This window comes from Kamptonema animale CS-326, assembly GCF_028330895.1.
In the GTDB taxonomy this organism is placed as follows: domain Bacteria; phylum Cyanobacteriota; class Cyanobacteriia; order Cyanobacteriales; family Microcoleaceae; genus Kamptonema; species Kamptonema formosum.
In genome coordinates, this window is record NZ_JAQMUA010000189.1 from 1 (window position 1) to 19,692 (window position 19,692).

At 41.2% G+C, this 19,692-nt stretch carries 10 protein-coding genes and 1 pseudogene; 4 read left to right on the forward strand and 7 right to left on the reverse strand.

The window, feature by feature from the left end:
• A pseudogene (locus tag PN499_RS11090) lies at positions 1–150 on the reverse strand (photosystem II D2 protein (photosystem q(a) protein)); the annotation flags it as partial.
• A 326-nt stretch (positions 151–476) separates the two neighbouring features.
• Positions 477–4,184, reverse strand: coding sequence for a WD40 domain-containing protein (locus PN499_RS11095; RefSeq protein ID WP_334311677.1), 3,708 nt, complete (start codon positions 4,182–4,184; stop codon positions 477–479).
• A 410-nt stretch (positions 4,185–4,594) separates the two neighbouring features.
• Here PN499_RS11095 and PN499_RS11100 point away from each other — a divergent pair, with 410 nt between their 5' ends.
• Entirely contained in the window at positions 4,595–5,764 is a 1,170-nt protein-coding gene (locus PN499_RS11100; protein ID WP_272031923.1) for a LeuA family protein, read from the forward strand.
• A 169-nt stretch (positions 5,765–5,933) separates the two neighbouring features.
• Here the strand turns inward: PN499_RS11100 and PN499_RS11105 are convergent, their stop codons facing one another.
• On the reverse strand, positions 5,934–7,256 hold the full coding sequence (locus tag PN499_RS11105; RefSeq protein WP_272031924.1) for an AAA-like domain-containing protein: 1,323 nt from the start codon (positions 7,254–7,256) through the stop codon (positions 5,934–5,936).
• Between the two features lie 684 nt (positions 7,257–7,940).
• Here PN499_RS11105 and PN499_RS11110 point away from each other — a divergent pair.
• The 3 genes from PN499_RS11110 to PN499_RS11120 all read left to right on the forward strand — a co-directional run bounded on the left by PN499_RS11110 (position 7,941) and on the right by PN499_RS11120 (position 14,295).
• Positions 7,941–9,488: a sensor histidine kinase gene (locus PN499_RS11110; protein WP_272031925.1), complete on the forward strand. Its 1,548-nt coding sequence runs from the start codon at positions 7,941–7,943 to the stop codon at positions 9,486–9,488.
• Between the two features lie 101 nt (positions 9,489–9,589).
• Positions 9,590–13,105 (forward strand): GAF domain-containing protein, encoded by a 3,516-nt coding sequence (locus PN499_RS11115; protein WP_272031926.1) that lies wholly within the window; start codon positions 9,590–9,592, stop codon positions 13,103–13,105.
• A 50-nt stretch (positions 13,106–13,155) separates the two neighbouring features.
• Entirely contained in the window at positions 13,156–14,295 is a 1,140-nt protein-coding gene (locus PN499_RS11120) for an adenylate/guanylate cyclase domain-containing protein (RefSeq protein ID WP_272031927.1), read from the forward strand.
• Between the two features lie 260 nt (positions 14,296–14,555).
• Here the strand turns inward: PN499_RS11120 and PN499_RS11125 are convergent, their stop codons facing one another.
• The 4 genes from PN499_RS11125 to PN499_RS11140 all read right to left on the reverse strand — a co-directional run bounded on the left by PN499_RS11125 (position 14,556) and on the right by PN499_RS11140 (position 19,692).
• Positions 14,556–17,171, reverse strand: a complete 2,616-nt coding sequence (locus PN499_RS11125) for an MBL fold metallo-hydrolase (RefSeq protein ID WP_272031928.1) — start codon at positions 17,169–17,171, stop codon at positions 14,556–14,558.
• A gap of 179 nt (positions 17,172–17,350) precedes the next feature.
• Positions 17,351–17,848: a DUF4385 domain-containing protein gene (locus PN499_RS11130; protein ID WP_272031929.1), complete on the reverse strand. Its 498-nt coding sequence runs from the start codon at positions 17,846–17,848 to the stop codon at positions 17,351–17,353.
• A complete protein-coding gene (locus PN499_RS11135) occupies positions 17,845–18,270 on the reverse strand; it encodes a DoxX family protein (RefSeq protein WP_272031930.1) in 426 nt (141 codons plus the stop codon). Before PN499_RS11135 ends, PN499_RS11130 begins: the two co-directional genes overlap by 4 nt.
• A 138-nt stretch (positions 18,271–18,408) precedes the next feature.
• Positions 18,409–19,692 carry a hybrid sensor histidine kinase/response regulator gene (locus PN499_RS11140; RefSeq protein WP_272031931.1) on the reverse strand — a complete coding sequence of 428 codons (1,284 nt, stop codon included), beginning with the start codon at positions 19,690–19,692 and terminating at the stop codon, positions 18,409–18,411.

A 19,692-nucleotide genomic window follows, 5' to 3' on the forward strand; every position in this document is an offset into this window, starting at 1 on the left:
GGTCAACCAGCCGCCGATGGCGAAGAAGGCGCAGGGGAAGAGGAGCAAGCCGCTCCAACCGATGAAAACGAAGCGATCGCGCTTGAGCCAGTCGTCGAGGGCATCAAATAGACCTCGTTCGTTCTGGGCGCGTCCGACTGCGATTGTCATTGTCAGACTCTCCAAATGGGTATGATTACAACGGACGTTTTTCTAATCACAGCTTCCCACCTCATAGCTCTGCGTTAGCAAAAAATGAGTGGATTGTGAATATACTTTACGTTTCTTTACCGCTGCTCATAATTATAAGGGGAAATCTTTACAAGAGCAAGGGGAATTTTAAGTTTTGAGTTGGAATTTAGTAGCTCAAGGGCAAGGTAATAGAGGAGCTGGGTTGTTGGGTGCGATCGCTCCAGCGACCATGTGTCCGTTGCGTAAATCATGTTTTGGATATCAGAGCTAATTATTCATGATTTTGAGTTCATGTTTCTGATAATTTAGCGATCGCTTATCCTATCGCACAGATGTCTATCCTCCTTCTTGACACCGGGATTGGTGCTGAGATAATCTCGCACGCGATCGCAACCATAACTCAGTAAATCCAGATTCAGCACTCGCTGCACATTCCACATAATCAACGTATTATCCTCACTGACAGTCGCGACAAATTTCCCATCAGAACTATAGGCCACTCCCCGAATCGCCGCACTGTGACCTCTGAGAGTCGTTAATTCCGTACCGTCAAGCTTCCACAGCTTAAGTGTATTATCCACACTCCCAGAAGCGATAATCTTACCATCAGGACTAAATGCCACTCCCCACACCGCAGCAGTATGACCTTCGAGAGTTCTCAATAACTGACCCTCAACTGTCCAAAGCTTAACCGTATTGTCGCCACTGCCAGAAGCCAGCATCCTACTATCAGGACTAAATGCTACTCTCCACACGGATGTAGTGTGACCTTTGAGGGTTTTGTACAAGGTGCCATCAAGCCGCCATAGCTTAACAGTACCATCTCCACCTGCTGAAGCAATCAGCTTACCATCGGGGCTAAATACCACCTGCCAAATTGGAGCGTGATGTTCTGTTAGGGTATGCAATAAAGTACCATCGCGCCGCCAAAGCTTAACCGTATTATCTTGACTTCCAGAAGCGATCGTTTGACCATCAGGACTAAAAGCAATACTAAAGACTGTCGCGCCATGACCTGCTAAAGTTGTCACCAAAGAGCCATTCCGATCCCAGATATTCACAGTATTATCGTTTCTGGCAGAAGCAATTAACTGACCATCTCTACTCAGTGCAACAGCATAAATAGCTGCGGTATCTCCCCTCAAAGTCCTGAGTAATTTACCTTCGCGACTCCAAAGCTTAGTAGTGCCATCCTCGCTACCAGTAGCAACGATCTCATTATCAGCACTGAGCGCGATCGTCCAAATCCCAGCTTGATGTGCAGTAATAGTCCTTTTTAATGGGTTTTGACTCTGCCACAGTCTGACAACATTTTCTGCACCAGCCGAAGCAATAAACCTGCCATCGGGACTCCAAGCTATCCCCCAAATTCCGGCACTATGACCTCTAAATGTTGTCAATTCTGTGCCGTCAATATTCCAAAGTTTTACCGTTTTATCTCGACTTGCAGAAGCAATAATCTGACCATCTGGACTAAAAGCTATTGAGGATATTACAGCAGTATGACCTCGGAAAGTTTGTAATAAAGTACCATCAAGTTTCCATAACTTCACCGTTTGGTCTCCACTGCCCGAAGCTATAAGTTGACCATCTGGACTAAAAGCTACTGCGGATATTACAGTAGTATGACCTCGAAAAGTTCGTAGGGGCAGTGCCCCCGTGCCTGCCCCATCCCGCTTCCAAAGTTTCACCGTTTGGTCTCCACCTCCAGAAGCGATAAGTTGACCATCTGGACTAAAAACTACTGAAGATACCCCACCAGTATGACCTTTAAGAGTTCGTAGGGGCAGTGCCCCTGTGCCTGCCTCGTCGCGCTTCCAAAGCTTTACTGTATTATCCATACTGGCAGAGGCAACAGTTTGACCGTCAGGGCTAAAAGCCACTCCCCACAACCCAGTATTATTAGTCTGGATGGTTTTAATCAAAGTACCATTTCGATGCCAAAGTTTAACAGTTCCATCGTCACTTGTAGAAGCAATAAACTTACCATCAGGGCTAAATTTAACCGATCTAACAATTGCCTGATGACCTTTGAGAGTAGCAATGTCTGTACCATCACTTCGCCAAATTTTGATGGTTTTATCGACACTTGAAGAGGCAATAAACTTACTGTCAGGACTGATATCAACTGCCATAGCAGCGGCTTTATGCCCCGATAAACGGTTATATTCATCTGCTTCATAAACTGCTTGTCGTAATATATTAATAACTTGATTCTGAATATTGGTGTCTGCCTTACCTAGTTTTTGCAGTTTACGTTTAGCTTTAATCGCTTCTATCAGTGCATCCAATCGCCGATTTGAGGCAAACAATCCATCAGAAGAAGATGTCAGTGCTTGAATTTCGCTAATCCTTGCTTCGCGTTCGCTAATAGCTGCTCGCTGATACTGAAAATAACTGGTTATTCCTGAAATGCTGGCTAACAGCAATGCTATACTAACTGCAAATAGCAATAATCTCTGCCGTTTGGCGGCTGTTTTTTCTTGAATTAATCGCTTGTGTTCCTCTGCTAGTCGCGCTTCAACTTCCTGGGTACGTTCAGCTTCTAAAACCAGTTGAACTTCTCGCCTGTCGAGTTCAGCACTAGCAGCTAAAAACTGATAGTCTAGGTTGCTCAAGCTTTTTTCTTGTGCCCACATTTGGGCATCTTTCAAAGCTTTTCCGCGCAATAATCGGGAAGCGTCTGTTTGTTGTGAAGCAATCCAAGCATCGAACGTTTGAGAGTATGGGCGCAGTTTCCCTAATTCTTTCTCTACCCATTCCAGGTTAAAAACTTCCGCATAAATCCTGTTTCTTACCTGCAAATAACCATTGTTTTTGATCGCCAATCCCGATAACAATAGTTCGATTTGTTCGGGGGAGTCATCGTTTAACACCCCCTCTAGCCCCCCCTTACTAAGGGGGGGAGCCGAAGGCGGGGAGGTCAGAATTTGTTGATAGATACCGAGTAATCTACCGGCGCGTTGCTCGTTGCGGATAATCCGATCTTTTATAGTCTTTAAATGCTCCGGTTCATCCTGAGATTCCCACTTGTTAATGATATGTTCTCGTACCAAACGATCTACCCAAAACTCCTCCGTTCCTACGGGAATTGTCACCAATTTGGTTGGCATGGATTTAGTTGCTATGTATGCCAAATAACACAATTTTTGCGTTAGAAATGGCTGCCCAGAAGTCCAAGTCAATATCTCTTTGAGAATAGCTTGATAATTAGTGACTACACTTGCCAATCCTGCTGCTAATGGTTGGGCTTCGTGTAGTTCAAATCCTCGTAAATTTATGGCTCTACCAATATTAAAAGGAGTCCGTTTTTTATCAGTAATTAAATCGCTGGGTGTGGCTACTCCAAAAATTGCAAAGGTAATCCGATTATACTCTGGATTAATCGCTCGTTGATTATAGCAAAAGCGAATTAGGGCGAAAAAATCATCGACGGGGAAATCTAGACTAAGGATGCTGTCAATTTCATCAATAAATATAATGATGTGTTCTTCAGGAAATCTGACTAACAAAATATCTTCAATAAAGTGGCTTAATCTTTGTAGAAATGAGACATCTTCTTCATCTCGCCACCAGGTTTTTAAATTAACTTGTCCTAAGAGATTGAAGCCGCGCCATAGTTCCCCAATCGTGCCTTTATACCATTGTAACGGGGTGATATTTTCGCTACCGATGCGGGTCATGTCGATAGTGCTGCATTGGAAATTTTCGGCTTGTAGTCGGTGCAAAGTGCGGACTAAAAGGGAAGATTTGCCCATTTGCCGGGAGTTAAGCACGTAACAAAATTCGCCAGCTTTTAAGGCTTCATAGAGTTCGGAATCCGCTTGTCTGACTACGTAGGTTGGTGCATCATTGGCGAGACTACCGCCGATTTGGTATTGATAATCTTGAATCATTTTGAGTTGATTTTTTTGATAATTTAGCGATCGCCTACTGCCTCCCTCAGAATGCCTGCCTTCTGTGCCTCGAAGAGTCAATCCGCGATCGCGCGCGCCACCACAAGTTCTCCGCAAAGTACCGTTACGCCTCCAAAATGTTACCGTTTTATCATCCTGCCTGTGGCGATCGTGTTACTGTCAGGGTTGAGATCGGCGATCGTGCGTTACCCTTACGGGACTGACTGCTAATCTATACACCCTTCTCTTATATTCTGAGCAGTGGTTCTACTCCGTAGCTCCATCAACTTCCTGCTCTAGTAGGGTTTGCAGCCGATTTCCTAGTTTTGGCTTATTCGCACCCAGTTGTTGCAGTTTGCGCTTAGCTTTGATGGTGACTATTATAGCCTCTAGTTTTCACTCTATAGTAAATAAGATTGCCCATCGAATTGCGAGCGCTACGAATAACTAGGAACTTGAGTTAATATATGCTTTAAACTCATCGAATAAATCTGTACGGTCATATCGCTCCCGGAGCTTAAATCAGTATGGTTCAAATCCTTGATTCCACATTGAGAGAAGGAGAACAAACTCCAGGAGTTTATTTTTCCCCTCAAACTAAGTTGTCCATCGCTCAACTTTTAGATAGAGTTGGTATTGATATTATTGAAGCAGGCAATCCGGCCGTTAGCCCCGAAATTGCAACTTCCATAAAGCGTATTGCCCAGAGTGGATTGAATGCTAAAATCGGTGTCCATTCTCTTTGCCGTATCGATCATGTACAAAAAGCCTTAGATTGTGATATTGATTTTTTAGGCGTTTTTTTCAGCGTTTCACAGCAACGTTTAGAACGGGACTATCAAATTAGTTTACAAGCAGCGATCGATCGAATAGTCGAAGTCATCCTCTATGCCAGAGCGCAGAAACCAGACTTATTGATTCGCTATACGCCGGAAGACACTGTGCGCTCATCAATCGGAAATGCGATCGAGGCAGCAAGTGCAGCCGTACAAGCCGGCTCTAATATCATTAGCATCGCTGATACAACGGGATATGCCACTCCCTTTCAAGCCGATCGCAGCTATTTCTACTATGTAAAAACTTTAAAGGAGGAGCTGGCTAAAAGACAAATGTATCCAAAAATTGAGGTTCATTGTCACAACGATCGAGGCTTAGCTTTGGCAAATGCCTTGGATGCCTATAGAGCCGGAGCAGATATTATTGATGTAACTGTTATGGGATTAGGAGAACGGACTGGGATTGTAGATTTGGCAGAATTACTTGTCAATTTGATGAATACAGATCGGACAGAATCCCGATGGAAACTCAATTATTTAAAGGACTTGTATGAGTTAGTCAGCGAACATTCTCATATCTCCATTTCGCCTCACTCGCCAGTTGTGGGTAAAAATGCCTTCGCTCATCATGCTGGAGTTCATGTAAAAGCGATTTCGCAAGATGAAGAGCTTTACCAAAGTCTGAACCCAGAGCTTTTTGGGTGCAAAAGTAATTTGGTTTTAGGAATGCAATCGGGACGTACTGCTGTTGAATTAGCCCTCAAACAAATTGGCAGACAACACCTAGCGGCAAACTCTACTTTGATCGGTTATATCCTTAAGGAAATTAAAGAAGTTGCTAAACGAGGTACTCCAATTAATATCGAGAAAGAATTGCCACAAATTGTCAGCCAATGTATAGATTCACAGATGATAACTTAGATTGTTCGGCGATTGAAATCGCTACTACACAAACAAAGTCCGCTTGACAAGGACTAAAGAATAAAGGAGTATTTACGCTGGATTTGGTATTAGCTCAGATTCCCACTTTCTAGTCGGGAATCTAGCGATCTAAACCCTGGCACAAATCTCTATCTTCTTCCTTCACCTTCTAAATAAAGTTTTGGGAACTAAAATATTGGCGGTACAACTCGCAGCTCAAGGTACAGCGGTTATTTTCGATATGAATTAGCCCCATGCTATCTAACTTAGAAGCAACTATAGGATCTAATTCAACACCGCGATCCGACTTCACCACTTGTTTTAGTGCGATCGCTAGTTCTGGATATTCTTGCAATGTTACCCAAAGATTCCGCAAATAGTCTTTATAAATTCCCGCCATTGTAGGAGCTTCTTGTAATAGCCTATCTAGTGTTAAACTGTTTTGACAGAGATAGTAAAGAGCGAGCCGCACTAGATAAGGATGTCCCCCCACTATTGCCATCAGACACTTGGCATCTGAACTATCTGTCCAATCCAGTTCATGACGCTTTGCCAAAGCAAGTATCTGCACTTCTGTAAAATAGGGTAATTGCAGCGGTAAACCAACATTAAAAGGCGATTCTGTGAGCTTTAAAGAAATATAAATTTCAGTGGAATGAAGGACGATTAACCGCAGTTTTTGCAGGCTTGCAACCCGTCTTGCTTCTTCGTGCCAGCTTCGCAGTAGTGGCAAAAATTCTCTGGCAATTTTGGGATACTCGAAAATGCGATTGACTTCATTTAATGCTAAGACAAGAGGGCTACCTATTTCTGCTAATATATATTGTTGTAAATAGATCGTACAACTTACTTTACTCCCCATATCTTCATCCCAATAATCATCTAACAGAGGTGGTAATTCTAGGTGACGACTGATGTTGGCACAAAACCACCGCAAAAATTTATCGAGGTTGTCTAAAACACTTCCCTCGGCTTGTTGAATATCTAAACTTACTGTGCGGTAGCCAAGAGAGGTAGCACGGTCTAAAATCCTTAATAGTAGAGAGCTTTTACCCATCTTCCGGGGAGCTTTAATCCGGAGGACACTTCCAGGTTTAGCAATCTCTTTATACGCAAGTTCTTCAATTACTGGATGATGAATATAAAATGGGGAACCGAGCGGTACTGGAGAGCCGGGAAATTCTAAAGGCGTTACTCGGCATTTCCTGCGGGTAAATTCCTGAATTAACTCTTCTTCTTCAGTCGTAAGAGAACGGGATTCTAGGGAGGATCGAAAGTTGGATTTGCTAATTGGAATATCGGAAATTTCGGAGAGAGATTGCCACAAAGAGGAGGCAATATTTCTCAGGTAATGCTCTCCGTAATGAGAGACAGATGCTATATTTGCATAAGTTTTTCCTTCCCAAACTTGGCGGAGAATAATTTCTTGTACGGGATGTAAATCTTTTTGCAATCTGGCGCGAGTTAGCTGTAGCACATCATCTATGGTCATAACCTGCAATTAGCTCGTAAATATTCTGTCTCCAGTTATTAGCTTAAATGGGAATGTAGAATTACTGAGAAGTCGGTTGGATTAACCACAGCCTTACCTAATAATCTGAGGCTAATAAGTTAATTTTTATTTCTCAATCTAGCTTACAACTAATTAGCTTGAGAAATACTTACTGTGCGAACAAGGTAATCGCTTCCAGTCTATCCCAGCCGCAAAAATCAGAACTTTGCACTCAAAGTTAAACATTTAAAAATAGTAACATTGTTTGAGAAAAGGATTTCGTCGCTGTTGATTGAGTCCAAAGTTGAGAGCGATCGCGAGCCACACCTAACTGCCTCATACATACTTTTTTGATTTTGTCAATGTCTAAATTGCTAGTCTTTTTTGGGAGAGGCTAGCACTTATTTGAAAGAAAACTGCGCTCAATTATGTTTGCTTAAGCGTCAAAATGTCATATCGGTGTCACCTCTGACTGTGAAGGCAAAACTCAAGAGGTGACAATTAAGAGGGTTAAATCTGAGTAAATTTAAGTTAATATATTTAATATTCTAACATTCTTGCATCTTACCGATCGCGAGTTTTAACTACAAAAACCGAACTGATTCATTTTTTAGTTCCGTCAGGGTTGCCATCCTCAAGAAAAGCCCCTCTAAAAAATATTAGCAAATAACAGGCTTAAATTCAATGCAAATGGTTAATGGAATGTTTTCAAATTATTTCATTCCTCACGGTCATTGCTACCTCTGGAAGCCAGGATTAGTAGGTCTGCACGTCCTGTCTGATGCTCTGATTGCCGTCGCTTATTTTTTGATTCCCCTCACGCTGATTTATATTGTCAAAAAGCGGAAAGACGTGCCTTTTGACTGGGTTTTCATGTTATTTGGCTCTTTTATTATCTGCTGCGGGATTACCCATATTATGGAAATATGGACGCTGTGGCATCCTAATTATTGGTTCTCTGGTTTTCTCAAAGCAATTACGGCGCTGATCTCGCTATGTACAGCAGCAGTCATCGTAGAACTAATTCCCAAAATTTTGGCAATTCCAAGTCCCGCTCAATTGGCAGCGGCAAATCTGTCTTTACAAAATGAAATTGGAGAACGCAAACAAGCTCAGGAAGCACTTTCGCAATTGACCCTAGAATTGGAAAAACGGGTACAGGAAAGGATGATGGCTTTAGAACTTGCCAATCAACTTTTGCAGCGCGAAAATCTCGATCGTTCGTTAGCTGAAGATTCATTGCGTTACTCTCAATCTAAACTTTTAGAAAAAACTGAGCAACTAGAAAACACTTTGCAACAACTCAAATCCACTCAAACTCAACTGGTGCAAACTGAAAAAATGTCTTCTTTGGGGCAAATGGTAGCTGGAATTGCTCATGAAATTAATAACCCGGTTAACTTTATTTATGGTAATCTCAATCCAGCTCAGGAATACATCCAAGAGATGTTGGGATTGATTGAGGTTTATCAAGTATGCTATCCTCATCCGACCCCAGAAATTCAATATAAGATTAACGCAATTGAACTTGATTTTATTGTAGAAGACTTACAAAAAATCTTTGCTTCTATCAAAATTGGAGCCGAGCGCATCAAGGAAATTGTTAAATCTTTACGCACATTTTCCCGGTTAGACGAAGCCGACATGAAAGAAGTAAATATCCATGAAGGTATCGACAGCACTTTAATGATTTTACAGCACCGCTTGAAAGAACAGCGAAATCGTCCTTCTATTCAAGTCATTAAAGAGTATGGAGATTTACCTGTAGTAGAATGTTACGCTGGACAATTAAATCAAGTATTTATGAACATTATCTCTAATGGTATTGATGCCTTGGAACAGCTAGCCCAGCAGGAGCTATCATTCAAAAACTATTGCCAACAAAATTCCCAGGAAAACTTATCAGCACTTATTTGTCCCAGACTAACAATTCACATTCGCACGCTTTTAGTTAATAACAAGTGGGTGGAAATTCACATTACTGATAATGGTGTTGGCATAGCTTCTGACGCAATGTCTAAACTCTACGATCCATTTTATACCAGTAAACCTATAGGTTATGGTACGGGTTTGGGATTGGCAATTTCTTATCAAATTATAAAAACTCATGAAGGCGATTTACGCTGTATTTCAGAAGTGGGAAAACGTACTGAGTTTATCATTAAAATTCCCTTAAAGTCACAAATCAGCGAACTAGCAAGCTGTACAGAAAAAGTTTTGGTAAAGCAGTAATATTTGGAAGTTTTTGAGCTATTTAGGGTGGTGCATACTAATTAACACGGTTGTATAATGTAGTTATTGTCCGACTTAATATTATCTCTCAGCAAATATTTATGTGGCAAGTAGTCAAAAACATCTTTGATCCAACTCAGTATATGCCGCACGGTCACTGCTATCTGTGGCAAACGCCTCTGGTTTGGCTGCACATAACTGGCGACTTTTTGATTGCGATCGCCTACTTTTCAATTCCGGCGATGCTGATTTACTTTGTTTACAAGCGGCGCGACGTTCCTTTTTTAGCAATATTTGCTTTATTTGGTGCATTTATTATTCTCTGCGGTACGGGTCACTTATTAGAAATTTGGACATTGTGGCATTCTGCTTATTGGCTCTCTGGGATCGAGAAAGCAATTACTGCCCTAGTTTCCTGCTTTACTGCTGGACAGATGGTAACGCTTCTACCGCAGTTTTTATCTTTAAAAACTCCCCAAGAATTAGAAGCAATTAATATCAAATTACAGCGGGAAATTGTCGTGCGCGAAGATGCAGAACTAGCTCTACGCTATGCTTATGAGAACTTAGAAAACAAAGTGCAAGAACGCACAGCAGAGTTAAAAAGAACTAACGATTACTTGGAAGCAGAAATTAAAGAAAGAATTAATGCTGAATCTGCGTTGAGAGAAAGAGAAATCCGTTTAACAGAACAACAAATTGGCTTGCTAGAACTAGCAAAAAGTGACCGCCTTTACGAAGGAAATATCGGCGATGCTTTCAAAGAAATTACTCAAATAGCAACTCGTACCTTGAATGTCGCTCGTGGTAGCGTTTGGCTTTACAAGGAAGATAAATCAGCGATGTGCTGTGCCGATCTTTACGAATTGACAGCTAACCAACATACCCAGAGTGGAGAACTAGAACTAAGAGTGGTGGATTATCCTAACTATTTTCAAGCTGTAAATGCAGAGCAGTCGATCGTAACAGTTGATGCTAAAACCGATCCTCGTACTCAAGAGTTTACCGAATCTTATTTAATTCCATTAGGAATCTACTCCATGTTAGATGTTTCTATTACCCATCAAGGACAAGTTGTAGGCGTAATTTGTTTAGAACATCAGGGGACACCAAGAAATTGGAAGATCGATGAACAAAACTTTGCTAGTTATTTGGCACAAATGGCAGCTTTAGCAATGGAATCTCGCGAGCGCAAGCAAGCGGAGAAAGAATTGCGCTCCGTTACCGAGCGATTGCAACATTTATTGGCTGCGACTCCGGCAGTTATTTTTAGCTGCAAATTAGAGGATAATTATGACGTAACATTTGTCAGCGAGAACGTTGTTTCGTTAATTGGCTATGAAGCGCGAGAACTTGTTGATGGTTCCCTTGATTGGCATAGCCTCGTTCACCCAGAAGATCGAGAAATTATCGATACTGCATACGAACAGCTATTAGAAAAAGAGCTCATCTCTTATGAATACCGGGAACAGCACAAAGATGGTAAATATCGGTGGATCTACGATGAGGTTAAGTTGGTCAAAGATGCTGGAGGAATACCTGTGGAATGTGTTGGTTATGGGGTAGATATTACCGATCGCAAACAAGCAGAAGCAGCTTTACAACAGCAACTAAAAAGAGAACGGCTTGTTAATTCCATTCAAGAGCGAATTCGCTCCTCTCTCAACCTAGAAGAAGTGATGATAATGGCTGTTGAAGAAGTGCGTAAGTTTCTGTCAACCGATCGCACAGTTATTTACCGCTTTAATCAAGATTGGAGCGGATTTATAGCCGTTGAGTCAGTAGCAACAGGTGTGATGCCAATTCAAGGCATTGATATTAACGATCCTTGCTTTCGGGAACGCTATATTTCTGTTTACCAGCAAGGGCGTGTTCGAGCGATAGACAATATTTATACGGCAGATATTTCCGAATGCCACATTGATTTACTCAACCAGTTTGAAATTAAAGCCAACCTAGTTGTTCCCATTTTACAAGGGGAAAATTTATGGGGCTTACTCATTGCTCATCACTGTTGCAGTCAAAGACAATGGCACTCTTCTGAGATAGAATCTCTTAGACAAATTTCTGTTCAGCTAGCAATAGCTATTCAGCAATGCACGCTATTTGAACAAGCCAAAACCGAAATTACCGAGCGCAAGTTGGCAGAGCAAGCCTTACGAAAAGCTGTCATAGCGGCTGATGCTGCTAACCTTGCCAAAAGTGAATTTCTCTCTTCTATGAGCCATGAATTGCGTACTCCCCTGAATGCAATTCTGGGATTTAGTCAAGTGATGGTGCGCGATTCCTCTCTAAAAAATGAACATCAGCAACACCTACAAATTATCAATCGTGCGGGCGAACATTTACTTTCGCTAATTAATGATATTTTGGAAATGTCCAAAATTGAAGCAGGCAAAAGTCAGCTTAATGAAGCTAGTTTTAATTTAATCCGCTTACTAGGAACTTTAGAAGAGATGTTCCGCTTGAAAGCTGAATCTAAAAAATTGCAGCTAATTTTTGACCTGGGTAAAGAGGTACCGCAATTTGTTAAGGGAGATGAGGGAAAATTGCGCCAAGTTTTGATTAATCTTGTAGGAAATGCGATCAAATTCACAGAGACGGGTAGCGTTACCTTGCGAGTCAAACTGAACTCTGAAAATCAGATATCTTCCCTTGCTCTTCCTCTGCGATTTGAAATAGAAGATACAGGGCCCGGCATTGCCGCAGAAGAAATGAATAAGTTATTTGCACCCTTTGAGCAAACAAAAACAGGTCAGAAATCTCAACAGGGAACGGGGTTAGGTTTACCAATTAGCCGCAAATTTGTACAAATGATGGGAGGCGATATTAGCGTTACCAGTATGGTTGGGTTTGGTAGTAAATTTGCTTTTGATATTCAACTCGATTTGGCAGATCCAATCGGTGTTCAACTGCTTAAACCGCAACGCAAAGTAATTGGTTTAGAACCTAATCAACCAGAATACCGCATCTTGGTGGTGGACGATCGCGCAGATAACTGTCTAGTCATAGATAGATTATTGTCACCATTAGGTCTACTCGTGCGCGAAGCTAGAAATGGTGAAGAAGCTATTGCTATATGGGCGGATTGGCAACCGCACTTAATCTGGATGGATATGCAGATGCCGGTGATGAATGGCTATGAAACTACAAAAAAAATTAAAGCTCATCCTCTCGGAAAACAAACCATCATTATCGCTCTGACTGCTAGCGCTTTTGAAGAGGAAAGACAAACCATTTTAGCCGCTGGCTGTGATGATTTTATGCGTAAGCCATTCCAGGTAACTGTATTATTTACTAAAATGGAAGAACTTTTAGGAGTGCGCTACATTTACGAAGAACCTATTGCTGTAAAACTCAACACGGAAACGGATAGTGAAATAATTTCTAACAATCAATCTGTAGAATTGCAACTATCCCAAATGCCTCCAGAGTGGGTGGAAAAAATTTATGATGCTGCTAATGAATGTTGTGACGACAAAATTCTCCAGTTAATTGAGGAAATGCCTGTAGAATTTTCCTCGGCAGCAGAATCTATAACTGCTTTAGCCAAGGATTTCCTATTTGATGAAATTATTGAGCTAGCGAAATTGGCACTCAGCATACAGAAGGAATAATACCCCTTCAGTTAATATATTCCCATCAACAAAATTATCTAACTAATGGCATGGACAGCAATCCAGCTTCTACAATTCAAGCCAGTATTCTCGTAGTTGACGATACGCCTGATAATGTGAGGCTTTTATCTACAATCCTCACTGAGGAAGGGTATCAAGTTCGTAAAGCACTAAACGGACAAAGGGCCTTGACAACAATACAGGAGTTTCCGCCCGCTTTGATTTTGCTGGACGTGATGATGCCAGATATGAATGGCTATGAGGTGTGTAAAAAATTAAAAGATTCACCACAAACCTCCTCGATTCCAGTGATTTTTTTAAGCGCGTTGGATCATGTCTTAGATAAGGTAAAAGCTTTTGAAGTGGGAGGTGTTGATTATATTACAAAACCTTTTCAAGATCGGGAAGTGCTGGTGCGAGTTGCCAATCAATTAATGATTCAAAATCAGCAACAGTTACTCCAAGAGCAAACTAAACAACTACAAGAGTGCGTTGGGCGATTGCAAAACGAAATTCAAGAACGACAACGGGCAGAACTAGCTTTACGCATTGCTAAAAAAAAGTCGGATCATTTATTGCTAAATATTTTACCTGCCGCGGTAGTTGAAAACTTGAAAAAAGGCGCAGGTTCTGCTGCCGAGAGATTTGATTCAGCCACAGTTCTTTTTGCCGATATTGTCGATTTTACGTCTATGGCTGCTAGGACTTCACCTCTAGAATTAGTAAGTTTACTGAACCAGATTTTTTCAAAATTTGACCAGCTAACTGAAAAACACGGTTTGGAGAAAATTAAAACAATTGGAGATGCTTATATGGTCGCAGGGGGGTTGCCTATAACCAGATTAGATCATCTAGAAGCGATCGCGGACATGGCTTTGGATATGCAGTCAGCGATCGGCGATTTTAAAACCGATCTCGATCGACCTTTTCAAATTCGGATTGGCATTCATACAGGGCCAGTGGTTGCTGGCGTGATTGGTACAAAAAAATTTACTTACGATTTGTGGGGGGATACCGTTAATGTTGCTTTTCGGATGGAATCTCAAGGATTACCAGGATACATTCAAGTTACTACTGATATTTACGATCGGTTAAAAGATGAGTATCTATTTGAGGAACGGGGCACGATTAATGTTAAAGGTAAAGGAGAGATGCTTACCTATTGGCTAAAAGCTAAAAAAGTTAATTAAACAGGATTTAGGCAACTGTCACTCGGACTGAGATCGAAACCAAATTCCGCAGATAAGACTCGGATTCCTTGGACTTTTGAAAAGTCCCAGAAGCACAAATTAACCATTTCCGACTTGAGTTTCTCCACTTTCATAATTCATCAATCTACCCGATCTGTATATAGCGCCCTCTCTAGCACGAAGAATATCAGAGTGCGATCGCCATTTAGTAAGCCGTCGCCGTTACCGCCACTGTTTGACGATATTCCCGTCCGATTTTTTTAATTATTCTTGCTAAATTCCCCACAGATTCCAGAGGGATCTACTTGAAATTCAAACAGTGAACTTTCTTCCCCTTTGCAGTAACCTCCCTGATAAAACTTACAAACTGCACAGCAATTTTCTCCCGTACTAACAGCATCATATATAGCCTTCTGGGATGATAAATTTTTCGGGGTAATTGGGCTCAATTTCAAATGATAGCCTTCCCAAGAAGCTTTCAATATCCCACTACTTGCCAACAGTTGCCACCGAGGATCGTTTTCCACTACTTCCAACGGGATTTGTAACCAAGCTCCTTCTACTTCTGCTTCTACACTTACCTCAAACTCTTGAGGTAGTTCAATCTTGGCAATTTGCGATTTAGAAATATGTTCTGGTGCTTGTCCATATTCCACTCGCTCCCCGACATTAGGAATATGAATATAATGCTTAGATTTTAAATCTCCCGAATCTGCCAGAGAGTGCAAAGCATTACCGCAACCGTGAATCAAAATCAGGTGTTTTGGATTCACTTTGTTAATGACTTGTGTTAACCCTATTTTATCAGCATGAGCGGACAAATTGAATCTTTTAATTTGCGCTTTGACAGTGATTTTCTTGCCATCTAACTCAATTTCATCTCCAACAGCTAAGTTCTGCAAAAGTCGGCCGGGTGATTCTTCATCCGTGTAGCCTGATATAAAAATAGCTGCATTTTCTCTCTCTAACAAAGTTTTAGCATAGTATACCGAGGCACCGCCGCTCAACATCCCGGAACTGGCAACAATAACACTGGGTTTAGCCATTGCTAAGGGGCGTTCTTTGGGATTGCCAATAGGAATAATTGGTGGCATTCCATTCAAATCAAAAAATGGTTCTCGATTGCATTGTTGAACAAAGTTCTTTACTGAATCAGGCAAAAGATCTAGGTTATCTCTAAAAGTTTCAGTTACGCTTCGCACTAAGCCATCAACGTAAACGGGAACCTTTAAAGTATGGAAAGTAGTGCTAGTGCGAATAGCTAATAAAATTTCTTGTGCTCTCCCCAAAGCGAAGGCAGGAATTAGCACGTTTCCGCCTGATTTAACTACTTCTGCAATCGCATCAATTAACGCTGTTTCTTGAGTTTTTCTGCCAGGGTGAGTATCCCCCCCGTAGGTAGATTCTGTAATCAAAATATCTGCTTGTGGCAAGTCAGCTAACCGTAATCCAGTAGTAGTACGGCTAGAAGTGGTATTATAATCACCAGTATAAATTAGCGATCGCTCTCCGCAAGTCATATAAATACACGCAGCTCCTAAAATGTGACCTGCATTGATAAATCTTACTTTTAATCCTGGCAAAGGTTCAAAATCAACCCCCACAGGTTGCGTTTCTAATCTAAATAAAGTACGCTCCAAATCTACATCGTCAAAAAGTGGCGTAGAATCTTCATTGAGAGATTGTACCTTCAAACAATCGCGCAACATAATGTGAGCAATTTCTCTAGTCCCCTGAGTGCAAATTATCCGCACGCCGGGATAGCGGTTATGGAATACAGGCACAGCACCCAAATGGTCTAAATGTGCGTGAGAAACTATTAATAGATCGGGATTGTTTAGATACTCTAATGCAGGTAAAGGATCGTAGCCTTTCGGACGTGAACCACAATCTAAAACCACCTCATAAGGCCCTATTTCTATGCGAAAACATGAAGCCCCAATCCCTCTAGCTGCTCCCAGAGGCGTAACCACTAAGTGAGTATTCTCAGCTAGATTTGAGTCTTCTTGAGAAGTCAGCGGGTACTGATAAACGCGGGGTTTTTTGTTGCCAACAATCTTGACTCTTGCCCGCTGTTGAGTTAAGGGGTGAAAAGCCTCCCATTCCCATGTTTTATTTGAACGTAGCTTGGGTCTGTCTAGGTTCCAATCTTCAAGTTGAGTTTCTGCAATTAAGGCCGAGAGCGCTGCTTCAGTGGGAGGAGAAACATTATTTTTAGCAGTAACTAGCGGCTGATTATCCCCAGGGGTTTCAATTAGTAAATCGGTAGATTGTGGCTCTAAAGAGATGGCAGTAAATCCATTTTCTTCTGTAATATTCGCGATCGCTAACTCGCCTTCCGACTTACCAGATTGCTGATGTTGAGATGCTAAGATAGGTAAAGCTTCATCTAAAGAATTATGCGTTTCCTCAATAATAGTACCTGATTGAACGTGCAAGAAGGCTCCTTGACGGACAGCAATTATCTCCCATAGATGACCAACTTTCATGCGACGATCGGGAGATAGTAAGGTAACTTTTAATATTTTCTCCCCTGGTCTAGTTACCTTAATCTGAACAAAATTGTATTTCTTGCCTAGCTGTACAATTCGCCCCGATAACAAGCATTTATCTTCTTGATTTTCCTTGAGATTAACTTTCGAGAAATTTAACAAAGTTAGATTGGAAATCTGACCAGTAGAATCGGTACTGGGTATCGCTTGCCACAACATAACTTCAGAGGAATATAATGCTGGCAGCGAACTAACCGGAAATTTAGTATCCTGTCGGCATACCAGATAATTTGTTCCTTCTCTCGACTCGATATGTCCAACGAGAGTGAAGTGAAAGTTGGAGGAAGTAGAGGAAGTAGAGAGAGTATCTATTTTTGAAGTCATTTTCAGGCGGTAGAGTGAAAGAGAGTTGTTGCAATGCGGTACTTTAATAGTATCAGATTTGCCAACATTAATAAAACTGCGATCGCTCGCACTTCATTCACCAGAGAGCTGCGTTACCAGCAATCTTCCCTAAATCCTATATTATAATTTCACTGACCAATTAGCCATTAGCCATATACCTACTTTAACTGAAAGCTACTGTTATGTTTTGCTAAAAGCTGAAGATACTTTTCGTTCGTTTTGGCCAGTATCAATTTCTCTTTAAAAATAACCGCCGATTTCGCTTTTACCGGATCTATTTCCAGAGGCAATATATCTTTTCTGGCTAACATTTCCGCTTCAGTCGAGCTTTCCTTCTGAGGATTTGACTTATATTTTTTCCCGCTTTTATGATTAGCATAGCGGCGGGAGCGGGTATAGCCCATCTGCAAAAACTTGCGAGCCATATCCGCTCCTACAAAATCCTCATGTTCCAAATACTCTAAAAACATGGAGTAGATTTTATTGCTAGATTCCCTAGCAATTTCAGGAGTTTTAAATCTCCAATAAGGCAGAATTTCTCCTTTGTAGGGTTCCACCAATAGCACTCCCTGCTCCCCTTTACCAACGCGATAAAGCTCAGGATGTTCCCGAAAATTTAGGGTTTTGAAATCCAGAGAATAATCAAACTGTTTCATTTTGCATCTTCAGTTTCGTAGGGAATAATTGAAGCACGGGGTCGATCTTCATCAGGTTGAGTGTATAGCCACGCCCAGTAAATAAAGACAGCTTGGAAAGGCAGCCTTAGCCAGTACAATAGTTGATTGTGGGGAATCCCATCTATGGGAATATTGTTAACTGCCATGTTAATATTGGCGGGAAATACGGCAATAAAGAGGGCAATCAAGCCCCAGGCTGCGGCACGGCTCACTGGCGGAACTAACAGCCCAATTCCTCCTAGAATCTCGAAGAAACCACTGATATAAACTAATTCTTTGGGGTAGGGAAGTTGCGGGGGCACAATTCGGACAAATTGATCCCATGATACAAAGTGCAGCACTCCTACAACAGTCAAGGATAGTGCTAGAATCACTCGCCAGAGTTCTTTTTGGTTTTTCATTGAATGTGAGACAAATTTTTACGTAATCTATGTTAGCACTGAGCTAGGCTAACCTGAACTAGACTTAAGGCGTAAAATAGCTATTGCCAAAGTAGTACACGCGCTTTGAATTAGTCATCTTCTTACACTAATTACCACTTAACTATTAACTGTTAACACCTTCACGGGAATATCGACTTTAAACTCTGCACCACTTCCCAAGGAAGAGTGACAAGTTATCTGCCCTTTATGCTTTTCCACGATAATTTGATAACTTGTTAATAACCCTAGCCCGCTGCCTTTTCCTACTGATTTAGTGGTAAAAAATGGATCGAATAACTGAGATTTGACCTCATCGGCAATCCCCACACCATTGTCTTTAATTCTAATAGTAATAGTAACCGCATTAGTTAACTCTGTGGTAATCCAAATTGTGGGAACTGAAGATTTAGAGATATCTTGTTCATCTTTTGACTCTAAAGCATCAATAGCATTACTTAACAAATTGAAAAACACCTGGTTGAGCTGACTAGCATAACAAGTAACTAATGGTAAATTTCCATATTCTTTAATAACTTGAATCTGTAATGATTTCCCCTCTGGCTTCAACCGATGTTCCAACAATAGTAGAGTGCTGTCAATTCCTTCGTGAATATCTACAGCTTTAATATCTGACTCGTCCAAACGAGAGAAGATGCGTAAGGCAAGAATTGTTGTGCGGATGCGATCCGTACCCTTTTGCATAGAATCTAGGAGTTGTTCCAAGTCGGGAACCAGAAAGTCTAAATCTATTTCATCGATCGCGGCTTGAATATTTGTCGTCGGAATGGGGTAAGCTTCTTTATAAAGAGTAATCAATTTTAACAAGTATATAATATATTGACGAGCATGATTAATATTACCAGAAATAAAGTTAATTGGATTGTTAATTTCGTGAGCTATTCCGGCCGCTAACACGCCCAAACCGATCATTTTTTCTTTTTGAACCAGTTGTATTTGAGTATTTTTTAGTTCTTCCAATGCTGATTCGAGCTGTGCATTCTGCACTTGCAGTTTAGTTTGAAGAGTTTTAATCTTAAGTTGGCTTTGAATTCTTGCTAAAATTTCTTCAAGCTGAAAAGGCTTAGTGATATAGTCTACGCCACCTATCTGAAAAGCTTTAACTTTATCCACCACACCATCCAAAGCACTTAAAAAAATCACAGGAACAGCAGAAGTTTTAACATCATTTTTGAGATGTTCGCACACCTCATAACCATTCATACCGGGCATATTAATATCTAACAATATTAAATCCGGTAAAACCGCTTTAACTGCGGTCAATGCCATTTTCCCATTAAGTGCTTTGCGAACATTATATCCTTGTTCTACCAGCAGAGAAGATAAAAAACGAATATTATCTGGCGTATCATCAACAATTAGAATGTCAGCAGTTTTAGTCAT